This window comes from Terrisporobacter sp. (assembly GCF_017888745.1).
In the GTDB taxonomy this organism is placed as follows: domain Bacteria; phylum Bacillota; class Clostridia; order Peptostreptococcales; family Peptostreptococcaceae; genus Terrisporobacter.
The window spans coordinates 1-13,375 of the sequence record NZ_JAGHFM010000223.1 but is presented as its reverse complement, the minus strand read 5'-3'; the positions used below and the strand labels follow the sequence as shown (position 1 = coordinate 13,375).

The window sequence follows — 13,375 nt, the reverse complement described above, 5'->3', positions numbered from 1 at the left end:
GAAATACACAGAGAAGATGGATACCAAGAAATTGAAACTCCAATAATATTAAACCAAAAATTATGGGAAACTTCAGGACACTGGTTTAACTATAAAGAAAATATGTATACTGTAGATATAGATGAACAACAGTTTGCTATAAAACCAATGAACTGTCCAGGTTCATTAATATACTATAACTCTAAGCCACATTCATATAAAGAGTTTCCAATGAAGGTTGCAGAGTTAGGAAGAGTTCATAGACATGAATTATCAGGTGCACTACATGGATTAATGAGAGTTAGAGCCTTTACTCAAGATGATGCTCATATATTCATGTTACCAGAACAAATAAAAGATCAAATAAAAGGTGTTGTAGATTTAATAGATAGAGTTTACAAGACTTTTGGATTTGAATACCACTTAGAGTTATCTACTAGACCAGAAAATTCAATAGGAACTGATCAAGATTGGGAAGCTGCTGAAAATGGATTAAGAGAAGCTTTAGAAGAATTAAATCTTCCATATATATTAAATGAAGGAGATGGAGCATTCTACGGTCCTAAGATAGATTTCCACTTAAAAGATTGTTTAGGAAGAACATGGCAATGTGGTACTATCCAATTAGATATGCATTTACCTCAAAGATTTGATATAACTTATGTTGGTCAAGATGGAGAAAAACATAGACCAGTTATGATACACAGAGTAGCATTTGGAAGTATAGAAAGATTCATAGGTATATTAATAGAGCATTATGCTGGTAAATTCCCAGTTTGGTTAGCTCCAACTCAAGTAACAATATTACCTATATCAGATAAGTACCTTGACTATGCAAATGAAGTTAAAAAAGCTTTATTTGATAAAGGTATAAGAGTAGAAATGGATGATAGAGCTGAAAAAATAGGATTTAAAATTAGAGAGGCTCAACTTCAAAAAATACCTTATATGTTAATAGTGGGTGAAAAAGAAGCCGCAGAAAACCAAGTTGCTGTAAGATCAAGAGATAAAGGCGAAATGGGAAGTATGAACGTAGATGAATTTGTATCTATGGTACTAAAAGAAGATGAAGAAAGAGTTAATGTAATACAAGACTAGATTAATTTAAATAAAAATAACCTGAGATTAAAGTCTCAGGTTATTTTTATTTATTAGCAAGGTTCTTTCTGGATTAATGACTGAAGTTCTTCTAATGTCATAGTTTCTTTATCGTGTAAATAATTAGCAACTATATGCAAATCGTTTAAATTACTTTTTATTAATTCTACTGTTTCTTTATAACAATCTTCAACAATTTTGTTAGCTTCTCTTTGAACTTGTTCAGAAAGAAAAGATTTTGAGTTACCTTCAATTGTCATGAATCCCAACTCACTCATTCCATATTCACAAACCATCTGATCTGCTATTTCTGTTACTTTCTTTAAATCATCTCTAGCACCTGTTGAAAGGTGATTGAAAATTACTTCTTCTGCAGCTTTTCCTGCTAAGAGAATTTTGATTTTACCGATTAACTCTTCTTTAGTATATATGTATCTATCTTCGTCTGGTAATTGAAGTACATATCCTAAGGCTTCTCCGCGTGGAACGATAGATATTTTTTGTATAGGACATATATTTACAATATTACTAACTATAGCATGACCTGCTTCATGATAGGATACTATTTTCTTTTCTTTTTCAATTAAAACAGAATTTTTTTGTTCTATTCCAGCGATTACTCTTTCAAGAGCTTTATCAAAATGAATAGGAGTAATTTCAGTGCTATTATCCCTTACGGCAAATATAGCAGCTTCATTTGCTATGTTGGCTAGATGAGCCCCGTTAAATCCATGTGTTTTTTTAGCTAATAATTTTAAGTCAACATCTTTGTGTAATGGTTTATTATTAGTATGAACTTTTAATATTTCATATCTACTATTGTAATTAGGGGAATTGATACGTATATGTCTATCAAATCTTCCTGGTCTTAATAAAGCTTCATCTAATAAGTCTAACCTATTTGTGGCTCCTACAATTATTATATTGTCATCTTTATTAAAACCATCCATTTCAACAAGTAGTTGATTTAATGTTTGATCTTTTTCGTTATTACTCTCTGAATGTCTTCTAGCTCCAATAGCATCTATTTCATCGATAAAAATTATACTAGGAGCTTCCTTTCTAGCTTTTTCGAAAAGGGTACGAACTCTTTTTGCTCCAACACCTACATATTTTTCCACGAATTCTGAACCAGTTACATTGAAAAATGCAGAGTTAGTTTCACCTGCGACTGCAGAAGCAAGCAGAGTTTTACCTGTTCCTGGGGGGCCATAGAATAAAATTCCTTTTGGTATTTTTGCTCCCATTTTTATGTATTTCTCTGGAGATTTCATGAAATCTACAATTTCAAAGAGTTCTTCTTTTACTTCATCTAAACCAGCAACATCTCTAAAAGTTGTTTTAGGTTTACTACTATTATGATCTTCCGATGGGTTGTCTTTTTCCAGTCTTGTCTGTGCAAATACAGGGGCTGGATTATTAATTTTCTTTAAAAAATTATTTATAAAATTCATAGTTAAGCACCTCTAGGAATATAATTATTACTTACTTTATATTTTCCAAAGATGTAAAAATTTATTATCAAAAATTTAAAAAAAATAAATAAAAAAAATTATATATGTGATATAATAATAAAAGATTGTTTGAGAATCAAAAAAATAAAAAAATAGTTGACATTTTATTTGAAAGAGAGTATATTATATAGAGTAGTGTTAATTGCTACGAAAAATATATTAATAAAACAAGAAGAAGTCCGTTTCTCACCTTACGCCTAGGGTTAGTAAGGTTAATATAAGTTTAATTTATGTATATTTCATAAATTAAGTGCAATTTTGACTTATATAGCGGATGATATTTTAATCATTCGCTTTTGTTTTATATAAAAAATTTGGAGGTGTCCTACAATTAGCAAAGAATTATCAATCAATGATCAAATAAGAGATAAGGAATTAAGAGTTATTTCTGAAACTGGAGAACAATTAGGAATAATGTCTTCTAGAGAAGCACAAGCTATGGCTAATAGCAAAAACCTAGATTTAGTTAAAATATCACCAAATGCGAAGCCACCTGTTTGTAAAATAATGGATTATGGCAAGTATAAATATGAACAATCTAGAAAAGAAAAAGAAGCTAGAAAAAATCAAAAGACTATAACAGTTAAAGAGATAAGACTTAGACCAGGTATTGAGGCTAATGATTTAAATACAAAAGCTAATAATGCTATCAAATTCCTTAAAAAAGGAGATAAAGTAAAAGTTGAACTTCGTTTTAGAGGAAGAGAACTAGGACATAAAGATATTGGTAAAGAAGTTATGCTTAAATTTATCGATATAGTTAAAGAGTTTGGAGAACCAACAAAAGCCCCAGCATTTGAGGGGAATAACATGGTTGTAATTATAGATCCAAAAAAATAGATGATTAACTGAGAGGAGGAACTTATCATGCCAAAAATGAAAACTCATAGAGGAGCAGCTAAAAGATTCAAAAAAACTGGAAGCGGAAAATTAAAAAGAGCTAAAGCTTTTAAAAGCCATATATTAACTAAGAAATCAGCTAAAACTAAAATGAACTTAAGACAATCTGCTATAGTTAGCGAAGGTGATGCTAAAAGAATAGCACAATTATTACCTTACTAAGATTAAGTTAATTAAATTAGAAATATAAACGAAACGAAAAAATATTAAACAACATACAGAATAAAGGAGGTCATGAACATGGCAAGAGTAAAAGGAGCTATGAATGCTCGTAAAAAGCATAAAAAAATGTTAAAACTTGCAAAAGGATTCAGAGGATCTAGAAGCAAATTATATAGACCAGCTAATACTTTCGTAATGAAAGCATTAAAAAACGCTTATATAGGTAGAAAATTAAAGAAAAGAGATTTCAGAAAACTTTGGATACAAAGAATAAATGCAGCTGCTAGAATGAATGGATTATCTTACTCAAGATTAATGAATGGATTAAAATTAGCAGGTGTTGAAGTTAACAGAAAAATGTTATCTGAAATGGCAATACATGATCCACAAGGATTTGCTAAATTAGTAGAAGTTGCAAAAGCTAAATTAGCTTAGTAATTTACTATAATTATGAATATTTAAGCATCTATAAAAGACAATAGTCGTTTATAGATGCTTTTTTGCATAATAAGAATAAATAAATACAATAAGATAAATATTAAAAATAATTAATATATATTAGTGCTGCTAATATAGTATAATGTTGTTATCTATTATACAATTTAATAAAATATTAAATTTCATTAATATATAAGGAGGGGTGAAAAGAGTTGATAAACATATTAAAAAAGCTGCCCTTGAAAATTAATTCTATGGACCCAACCCAAGTAATGGTCATTGGATTTGGTACATTAATATTATTTGGGGCACTTATGTTAAATTTACCTATATCTACCAATAATGGTGAGAGTATAGGATTTTTAAATGCCTTATTTACTGCTACATCAGCAGTATGTGTGACAGGCCTAGTAGTTGTGGATACAGCAAGCTATTGGAATGAATTTGGTCAATTTATAATTATAACTTTAATACAAACTGGTGGATTGGGATTCATGACTATTGCTACTATGTTTTCTCTTTTAACAAGGAAAAAAATAAATTTAAGAGAACGATTATTAATACAAGAATCTTTGAATCAAAGGGATTTATCAGGTTTAGTAAAATTAACTAGATACATAATTGTAATGACATTAGCCATAGAAGGTATAGGCGCATTATTATTATCTACAATATTTATTCCTAGATTAGGTTTAGCTAAAGGAATTTGGTATAGTATATTCCACTCAATTTCTGCTTTTTGCAATGCAGGTTTTGATTTAATGAGTGCTATTACAGGAGAACAATACTCATCTTTGACTTATTTTACAAATAATACTCTAGTCAATTTTGTAATATGCGGATTAATTATACTAGGAGGGATAGGTTTCCCAGTTTTATTAGATATAATAAACAATAAAAAATACTCTAAGTTAAACATACATTCTAAGATTGTTATAAATACTTCAGCTATTCTTATAGTGATTGGATTTTTATTTATTTTTATTGCTGAATTTAATAACAAAAACACCTTAGGTAGTTTAGATGTAAAAGGAAAAGTTCTATCATCTGCATTTCAATCTGTAACTTTAAGGACAGCAGGATTCAATACTGTAGATTTAACTTTATTAGGAGAAAGTACATTATTTCTGATGGTTATTTTAATGCTTATAGGAGGTTCACCAGCATCTACTGGTGGAGGACTTAAGACAACTACCATTGCTACACTTTTCTTAACTGTAAAAGCTTTTATATTAGGGAAAGAGGATATAGAGGTATATCAAAGAAGGATAGGAGCAGGAACCATAAGAAAATCATTAGGGATATTTTTCGTAGGTGTTTCTATAGTATTAATTGCTATACTAGCTTTTACAATTGTAAACCCTGAATTTACTTTAATTGAGGCAAGTTTTGAGGTTGTATCAGCATTTGCTACAGTTGGTCTTAGTATAGGAGGTAGCTATCAATTAACTTTTTTAGGTAAGTTATTAATTATAACATTAATGTTCTTGGGAAGAGTAGGATCTCTTACTATATTTATAGCTTTATTATCTAGAAATACTAAGGTAAAATCTAAAATTAGATATCCAGAAGGAAAAATAATAGTTGGATAAAATCATATATTTGAAAGGATGAAATTTATGAAACAATATATAGTTATAGGATGTGGAAGATTTGGTTCTTCTCTTGCAACTACTATGAATTTATTAGGGCATCAAGTTATGGCTATAGATAAAAATGAAGAAGTAATTCAAAATTTATCAGATAAAGTTACTCATGTAGCAGTTGTAGATGTAACTGATGAGCTTGCTCTTAGATCATTAGGATTAGGAAACTTTGATGTGGCAATAATAGCAATAGGTTCTGATATAAGGGCTTCTATAATGGCAACTCTTATTGCAAAAGAAATGGGAGTTGAACAAGTTGTATGTAAAGCTAAAGATGAACTTCAAGCTAAGGTACTTTATAAAATAGGAGCAGACAGAGTAGTATTTCCAGAAAGGGATATGGGAATAAGAGTTGCGCACAATTTAGTATCGGATAATATATTAGACCATATAGAATTAGATCCAGAATACTCAATTATGGAAATTGTTACACCAAACAAATGGGTAGGAAAAACATTAATAGAGTTAGATTTAAGGGCTAAATATGAAATAACAATATTAGCTATAAAGAATGGAGATAAAATAAATGTTATACCTTCTCCAGAAGAACAATTACAACAAAATAGCATATTAGTAGTTATAGGTAAAAATAGCAATATAAGTACTATTGTTGCTAAAGACAAAAATCTAAAATAGGAGAATATAAAATGCCTATCAACATAAGTAGTAAGGATAATGAAAGAGTAAAATATACTAAATCATTATTAAAAAGTAAAAATAGACAAAAAGAATCTAAATATATCATAGAAGGATATAGGATATTAACACTAGCAATTGAATGTAATGCCGATTTAGATTATGTATTTATAAATGAAACATTTGAAGATAAAGATGAACATAATGAATTCCTTAAAGTACTAGAGGAGAATAATATTAAGATATTTAAAACTACTAATAAGATATTTAAAGAATTAGTAGATACGGAAAATACTCAAGGAATATTAGGAGTAATTAAGTTTAAAGAAAGAAAAATTGAACATAATATAGAAAATAATGATAAATTTGTACTTATATTGGACAGGATACAAGATCCAGGCAATATGGGAACAATAATAAGAACTGCAGATGCAGCAGGTATAGATGCCATAGTTGCTTTAAAAGGATGTGTAGATATATATAATCCTAAAGTTATAAGATCTACTATGGGCTCTATATTTGATATGAAAATTATACATGCTACTCAAGAAGAATGTATAAATGAATTAAGAAATAATAATTTTAAAATAGTATCTAGCTATTTAGATACAGACAATTACTATCATAAAACTAATTATGATAATAAAGTTGCTTTAGTAATAGGTAATGAAGCTAATGGAGTAAATGATGATTTAATAAAAGAGTCAGACATATTAGTAAAGATACCTATATATGGTAATGCAGAATCCTTAAATGCAGCTATTTCATCAGCTATATTAATGTATGAAATAAAAAAATATTTAGGGTAATCTGTTGAAGGACTATATTATGTATGTTATAATATGAACAAAAACTAAATATTAAAAGTGATGATAGAGAAAAGTATTATAATTTAACTTAGGAAAGAGAAAAATACATTTGCTGAGAGTATTTACTAAGAATTTATAAGAAGTTCCCTCTGGAGCATTAAAGTTGAACAGAAATAAGTAGGCTTTAACGTTGAACGCGTTAAGTTTAATTGAGTGGTTTATTAATATTTTTATTATTAAACTACTAGGGTGGTACCGCGAATAACAGTCTTTCGTCCCTAGCTGGGATGAAGGGCTTTTTTATTGTAAGAAAAATTTATTTTTAAAATCATTTTTATTAAAATATATGAAAGGGTGAAAAACGTGAAAGAACAATTAATAAGCTTAAAAGAGAGGGCTTTAAGTGAAATTAAAGAATCTTCTTCAATGGAAGAGTTAGATAGCTTAAGAGTTAAATACTCTGGTAAAAAAGGTGAACTTACTGCAATACTAAAAGGTATGGGTAAATTATCTGCGGAAGAAAGACCGGAAATGGGTAAAATAGCTAATGAAGTCAGAGAAGCTATAGAGGTAGAAATAAACTCAAAAAAAGAAGAAATAAAGAAGGCAGATTTAGAAAAAAAACTTGCTAAAGAGGTAATAGATGTTACTATGCCAGGTAGAGTTTTTAAAGTTGGTAAAAGACATCCTATAACTCAAATAATAGATGAGGTTACTGAAATATTCATGGGAATAGGATTCTCAGTAGCAGAAGGTCCAGAAGTTGAAACTATAGAAAATAACTTCGATGCCTTAAATGCACCAAAGAATCATCCATCAAGAGATATGTCGGATACCTTCTATATAAATAGTGAATTATTACTTAGAACGCAAACATCTCCAGTACAAGTGAGAACTATGAAGAGTCAAGAGTTACCAATAAAAATAATATCTCCAGGTAGATGTTTTAGAAATGATTCATTAGATGCTACACATTCACCAATGTTCCATCAAATAGAAGGGTTAGTAGTTGGTAAAGATATAACTATGGCTCAATTTAAAGGAACTTTAGAATTATTTGTTAAGAAATTATTCGGAGATAAAACTAGAACTAAATTTAGACCTCATAACTTCCCATTCACGGAGCCAAGTGCTGAGATAGATGTTACATGCTTTAAATGTGGTGGAGATGGTTGTGCAATGTGCAAAGGTGAAGGTTGGATAGAAATACTTGGAGCAGGTATGGTTCATCCAAACGTACTTAGAAACTGTGGTATAGATCCAGAAGTATATAGTGGATTTGCATTTGGTATGGGAGTTGAAAGACTTGCTATGCTTAAATATGAGATAGATGATATTAGATTATTAGTTGAAAATGATATGAGATTTTTAAATCAATTCTAATAAAAGGAGGAAAATAAAATGTTAGTACCTGTAAAATGGATTAGAGATTACGTTAATATAGATATGGATACAGTAGAATTTGCTGATAAAATGACTATGACTGGAACAAAAGTTGAAACTATAGAATTTTTAGGCAAAGAAATAAGTAATGTAGTAGTAGGTAAAATAGAAGAAATAAAACAACATCCAAATGCTGATAAACTTGTAGTTTGTCAAGTTAATGTTGGAGAAGAAGAGCTTGTTCAAATATGTACGGGAGCAAAAAATGTTTCTGAAGGAGATATAATACCAGTTGCTAAAGTAAACTCTACATTACCTGGTGGTATAAAAATTAAAAAAGGTAAATTAAGAGGTGAAGCATCTCATGGTATGTTATGTTCTGCCGAAGAATTAGGAATAGATGAAAACTATGTTAATGAAAGAAGCAAAGGCGGAATATATATTTTAAATGACATGGAGAATATAGTATTAGGCCAAGATATAAAAGAATTCCTTGGTATAAATGATGCTATAATAGATTTTGAATTAACTGCCAATAGACCTGATTGTAGATCAATGATAGGTATAGCTAGAGAAGCATCAGTTACTATAGGAGAAAAAATAAATTATCCTAAAATAGAAGTAAAAGGTTGCGATGAAGAAATAAACTTTGAAGTAAAAGTTGAAAATCCAGAGCTTTGCATGAGATATGGTGCAAGAATAATTAAAGATGTAAAAATAGAGCCATCTCCATATTGGATGCAAAGAAGATTAATAGAAGCTGGCGTTAGACCTATAAATAATATAGTTGATATAACTAACTTCGTAATGTTAGAGCAAGGTCAACCATTACATGCATTTGATTTAAATCAACTTCCAACGGGTAAAATAGTTGTTAGAAATGCAGAAGAAGGTGAAAAATTTACAACTTTAGATGAAGTTGAAAGAACTTTAGATAAAGATATGTTAGTTATAACTGATGGAGAAAAAACAGTTGCTATAGCTGGTGTAATGGGTGGATTAAACTCAGAAATAACTGATAATACTAAAGAAGTTTTATTTGAAGGGGCTGCATTTAATGCAGATAGCATAAGAGCAACTTCTAAAAAGCTAGGACTTAGAACTGAAGCATCTGGAAGATATGAAAAAGGTATAGATACAAACTTATCAATAACAGGTGTAGAAAGAGCATGTCAATTAGTAGAAATGTTAGGAGCAGGTAGAGTATTAAGAGGTACTGTGGAAGATTATCCAAATAAACAAGAATCTCAAACTTTAACTGTAAATCCAAGTAGAATAATAAAAAATATAGGAATAGATTTATCTTTAGATGGATTTATTAAAATATTAGAAGATTTAGAGTTCAAATGTAAACTAATATCTGATGAAGAGTTATTTATAGAAGTTCCATCATTCAGATTAGATATAGAACAAGAAGCTGATATATATGAAGAAATAGCTAGAATATATGGATTTGAAAATATACCATCTGAACAACTAGAGGGTAATGCAACTGCTGGTGTTAAAACTCCAAAACAAAAATTTATGGATACAATTAAAAATACAGCTACAAGTGTAGGATTAAATGAAATATTAACTTATTCATTTGTAAGTCCTAAATCTTTAGATAAAATAAAATTACCTAAAGATGATAAAAAGAGAAATTATGTTGAATTAATAAATCCGCTTGGAGAAGATACTTCTGTAATGAGAACTACTATGATGCCAAGTATGTTAAATGTTTTATATACAAACATATCTCGTAAAGTAGAAAGTGCATTAGCATTTGAATGTGGCCATACATTTACTCCACAAGAAGGACTTCCAATAGAAACTAATCACTTATGTGTTGGTATGTATGGAAAAGAAGTTGACTTCTTTGTATTAAAAGGAGCTTTAGAGACTATACTTGAAGCTGTTGGATTTGAAGGATATGAAATTATACCAGAAACTAATAATACTACATTCCATCCAGGAAGATGTGCTACAATAATGTATAATGGTATATACATTGGTACTTTTGGAGAAGTTCATCCAGAAGTGGTAGATAACTACAACTTAGGACAAAGAGTATATCTTGCAGAGCTAGATTTAGATTTAGTATTTGATAAATCAGATAAAACAATAATCTATAATACATTACCAAAATATCCATCAACTTCTAGAGATATAGCATTATTAGTAAAAGACGAAATAATAGTTAAGCAAATAGAAGATATAATAAAAGCTAATGGAGAAAATTTATTAGAAAGTTATAAATTATTTGATGTATATAAAGGTTCTCAAATAGCAGAAGGATACAAATCAATAGCATATTCTATTATATATAGAAGTAAAGATAAAACTCTTACAGATGAAGATGTAAATAAAGTACACCATAATATAATAAGAGAGTTAGAAGAAAAACTAGATGCAAAACTAAGATCAAACTAACTCATCTTTGATCGGGGGATTAGTGAGATGAATAAGGTAATTGTTAAGATTCAAGGTTCTGAATATAACATAGTTAGTAAGAAGAATCCAGAGCAAATGAAAACCATAGCTAGATATGTAGATGAAGAAATGAAAAAGGTTAAAGAAGGTAATCCTAAGCTTAATATAGTTACTACTTCTATAGTTGCTTCTTTAAATATTGCAGATATTTTATTTGATTGTTCCAGTGAAAATGAAGAATTACACAATGAACTTGAAGCATTAAAAAATGAAATTAACAATCCAACTGAAGAAGCAAAGGTAGAAGTTGAGTATATCAATGGTGAGTTAGAGCAAAAAGAACAAGAAATGATAGAAAAAGATTATCTTATAGAAGAACTTAATGTTAAGTTAAGAGAAAAAGATAATGAAATTGAAAATCTAAACAAGTATACTGAAGAAATTAAATCAGAAATAGAAAAATATAAAGCTGAAGTTGAAGGATTAAGAGCTGAAGCTACTGAGGCTAATGAAAGGGCTAGAGTAGCTGAAAATATGTCATGTGAATGGCAAAATAAGACTTATGAATTACAACTGAAGCACACAGAATTAGAGAATAAGCTAAAAAATAGAGAAGGTGCTCTATAAGTAAATATCATGGGGGTGTTTCAAATTGTTAGAAATTTTGAAACACCCTTTTAATATAAAAATGGAGGTTATATATGAAGGATGTAGAATTACTAGCTCCAGTAGGTTCTTTTGAATCTTTAAAAGCTGCAGTTCAAAATGGGGCACATGCAGTTTATTTAGGAGGTAAAGATTTTAGTGCGAGAGCATCTGCAAATAATTTTGATAGAGATGAATTAAAGGAAGCTGTAAAATATGCACATATTAGAGGTGTAAGGGTCTTTGTAACGACAAACACTCTTATAAAACAAAGTGAATTAGAAGACTTTATCGAATATGTTAAATTTTTATATGACATAGATATTGATGCATTGATATTACAAGATATTGGTGCTGCAATGACTATAAAAAAACTTCTTCCTGATTTTGAATTGCATGCGAGTACTCAAATGGTTGCTCATTCACTTGAGGATGTTAAATATTTAGAGAGTTTAGGTTTTGATAGAGTTGTTTTAGCAAGAGAATTAAATGTAGATGAGATAAAACATATTTGTGATAATACTAACGTTGATATAGAAGTATTTGTTCATGGAGCTTTATGTGTATGTTATTCAGGTCAATGTTTAATGAGTAGTATGATAGGTAATAGATCAGGTAATAGAGGGAGATGTGCTCAGCCATGTAGACAAAAATATAAAATGATAGATATTTATACAGGTGAAGAAGTATCTTCTGATGGAGATTATTTATTAAGTACTAGAGATTTAAATGCAATAGAAGAAATTAATAAAATAATCGATGCCGGAGTTTATTCTCTTAAGATTGAAGGAAGAATGAAAAAGCCTGAATATGTTGCTACAGTTGTTGGAAGTTATAAAGAAGCAATTGATGATTACTTAAGAAACAAGAGAATAAATGTGTCTCATGATATAATGACTGATTTATATACTATTTTCAACAGAAAATTTACAAAAGGACTTTTACTTGGCCAAGTAGGGAAAGATGTTATGAATTCTCAAATACCTAATAACCAAGGTTTATATATAGGAAGAGTAGTAGACTATAATAAAAAAGCTAAAAGATTAAAAATTGCTCTAGAAGAAAACCTAAAAAAAGGTGACGGAATTAATTTAGGTGGAGGGGTAATAGGTAGAATTATAAAAGGAAAAGAAATTACTGATATTGGTTATAAAGGTGAAACTATAGAGATAGACTTTATTGGTGAAGCTAGAAGAAATCAAATGGTATTTAAGACATCTGATACTAAATTAATAGATAGAGTTCAAAGTACTTTTAAACAAGAAAAAGAATTAGCTAAAAGCTTTATAGATGGACAAGTTATAATTAAATTAAATGAAAATCCTATTATAAAATTCAAAGACTTACAAGGAAATGAAGCACTAGTTAAAGGTGATTTTATAGTTGAAAAAGCATTAAAAGTTCCAATGAGTGAAGAAAAAATAGAAACTCAACTTAGAAAATTAGGAAATACTCCTTATGAACTAAGAAATATAGAGATTGAATTGGATGAAGGAGTTAGTTTACCTATAAGTGTTATCAACCAAATGAGAAGAGAATGTATTGATATACTAAGTGAAGAAAGAATACCTGTTAAAGGAAGAAAATATAAAGATAAAAACATATTTTATAATCCTCAGGTAGTGAAAAGAAATAAAGATAAGAAAATTAGAGTCAAAGTTAAAAATTTAGAACAATTAAAAGAAGTTTTAAATTTTGAAATAGATGCCATATACTATGAAGATGCTTCTACTATTGAAGAGGCGCTACATAT

General features: G+C 29.1%; 12 protein-coding genes and 1 other annotated feature. Of the genes, 11 read left to right on the top strand and 1 reads right to left on the bottom strand.

The features are described from left to right. Positions 1 to 1,077, top strand: a 1,077-nt coding sequence (gene thrS, locus J7G74_RS10670) for a threonine--tRNA ligase (protein WP_297135087.1), incomplete at its 5' end; no start/stop codon positions are given. A 53-nt stretch (positions 1,078 to 1,130) separates the two neighbouring features. Here thrS and J7G74_RS10665 read toward each other — a convergent pair. Continuing rightward, positions 1,131 to 2,531, bottom strand: coding sequence for an ATP-dependent metallopeptidase FtsH/Yme1/Tma family protein (locus J7G74_RS10665; protein WP_297135086.1), 1,401 nt, complete (start codon positions 2,529 to 2,531; stop codon positions 1,131 to 1,133). A 372-nt stretch (positions 2,532 to 2,903) separates the two neighbouring features. On the opposite strand from J7G74_RS10665, the gene infC reads away from it, so the two are divergent. The 10 genes from infC to J7G74_RS10615 all read left to right on the top strand — a co-directional run. Further along, positions 2,904 to 3,431 (top strand): translation initiation factor IF-3, encoded by a 528-nt coding sequence (gene infC / locus J7G74_RS10660; protein ID WP_330616525.1) that lies wholly within the window; start codon positions 2,904 to 2,906, stop codon positions 3,429 to 3,431. Between the two features lie 27 nt (positions 3,432 to 3,458). Then, a complete protein-coding gene (gene rpmI, locus J7G74_RS10655; protein ID WP_187295287.1) occupies positions 3,459 to 3,653 on the top strand; it encodes a 50S ribosomal protein L35 in 195 nt (64 codons plus the stop codon). A 78-nt stretch (positions 3,654 to 3,731) separates the two neighbouring features. Then, positions 3,732 to 4,088, top strand: a complete 357-nt coding sequence (gene rplT / locus J7G74_RS10650; RefSeq protein ID WP_297135082.1) for a 50S ribosomal protein L20 — start codon at positions 3,732 to 3,734, stop codon at positions 4,086 to 4,088. Positions 4,089 to 4,303: 215 nt separating this feature from the next. After that, positions 4,304 to 5,683 (top strand): TrkH family potassium uptake protein, encoded by a 1,380-nt coding sequence (locus J7G74_RS10645; RefSeq protein WP_297135081.1) that lies wholly within the window; start codon positions 4,304 to 4,306, stop codon positions 5,681 to 5,683. 27 nt (positions 5,684 to 5,710) lie between these two features. Beyond that, positions 5,711 to 6,373 (top strand): potassium channel family protein, encoded by a 663-nt coding sequence (locus J7G74_RS10640; protein ID WP_297135078.1) that lies wholly within the window; start codon positions 5,711 to 5,713, stop codon positions 6,371 to 6,373. Between the two features lie 11 nt (positions 6,374 to 6,384). Further along, on the top strand, positions 6,385 to 7,182 hold the full coding sequence (locus J7G74_RS10635; RefSeq protein WP_297135075.1) for a TrmH family RNA methyltransferase: 798 nt from the start codon (positions 6,385 to 6,387) through the stop codon (positions 7,180 to 7,182). A gap of 51 nt (positions 7,183 to 7,233) precedes the next feature. Then, positions 7,234 to 7,465 (top strand) — a binding site (T-box leader). An 80-nt stretch (positions 7,466 to 7,545) separates the two neighbouring features. Next, positions 7,546 to 8,565, top strand: coding sequence for a phenylalanine--tRNA ligase subunit alpha (gene pheS / locus J7G74_RS10630; RefSeq protein WP_297135073.1), 1,020 nt, complete (start codon positions 7,546 to 7,548; stop codon positions 8,563 to 8,565). Between the two features lie 18 nt (positions 8,566 to 8,583). Further along, the gene (pheT, locus tag J7G74_RS10625) at positions 8,584 to 10,977 is read left to right on the top strand and encodes a phenylalanine--tRNA ligase subunit beta (RefSeq protein ID WP_297135071.1); all 2,394 of its coding nucleotides are present in this window, start codon (positions 8,584 to 8,586) and stop codon (positions 10,975 to 10,977) included. Positions 10,978 to 11,004: 27 nt separating this feature from the next. Next, a complete protein-coding gene (gene zapA / locus J7G74_RS10620) occupies positions 11,005 to 11,604 on the top strand; it encodes a cell division protein ZapA (RefSeq protein WP_297135069.1) in 600 nt (199 codons plus the stop codon). A 74-nt stretch (positions 11,605 to 11,678) separates the two neighbouring features. Continuing rightward, positions 11,679 to 13,375, top strand: a 1,697-nt coding sequence (locus tag J7G74_RS10615; protein WP_297135068.1) for a peptidase U32 family protein, incomplete at its 3' end; no start/stop codon positions are given.

Excerpts from the sequence above, each read along its gene's own strand:
- J7G74_RS10665 (WP_297135086.1), bottom strand. The coding sequence starts at position 2,531 with ATGAATTTTATAAATAATTTTTTAAAGAAAATTAATAATCCAGCCCCT.
- rpmI (WP_187295287.1), top strand. The coding sequence starts at position 3,459 with ATGCCAAAAATGAAAACTCATAGAGGAGCAGCTAAAAGATTCAAAAAA.
- rplT (WP_297135082.1), top strand. The coding sequence starts at position 3,732 with ATGGCAAGAGTAAAAGGAGCTATGAATGCTCGTAAAAAGCATAAAAAA.
- J7G74_RS10640 (WP_297135078.1), top strand. The coding sequence starts at position 5,711 with ATGAAACAATATATAGTTATAGGATGTGGAAGATTTGGTTCTTCTCTT.
- J7G74_RS10635 (WP_297135075.1), top strand. The coding sequence starts at position 6,385 with ATGCCTATCAACATAAGTAGTAAGGATAATGAAAGAGTAAAATATACT.
- pheT (WP_297135071.1), top strand. The coding sequence starts at position 8,584 with ATGTTAGTACCTGTAAAATGGATTAGAGATTACGTTAATATAGATATG.
- zapA (WP_297135069.1), top strand. The coding sequence starts at position 11,005 with ATGAATAAGGTAATTGTTAAGATTCAAGGTTCTGAATATAACATAGTT.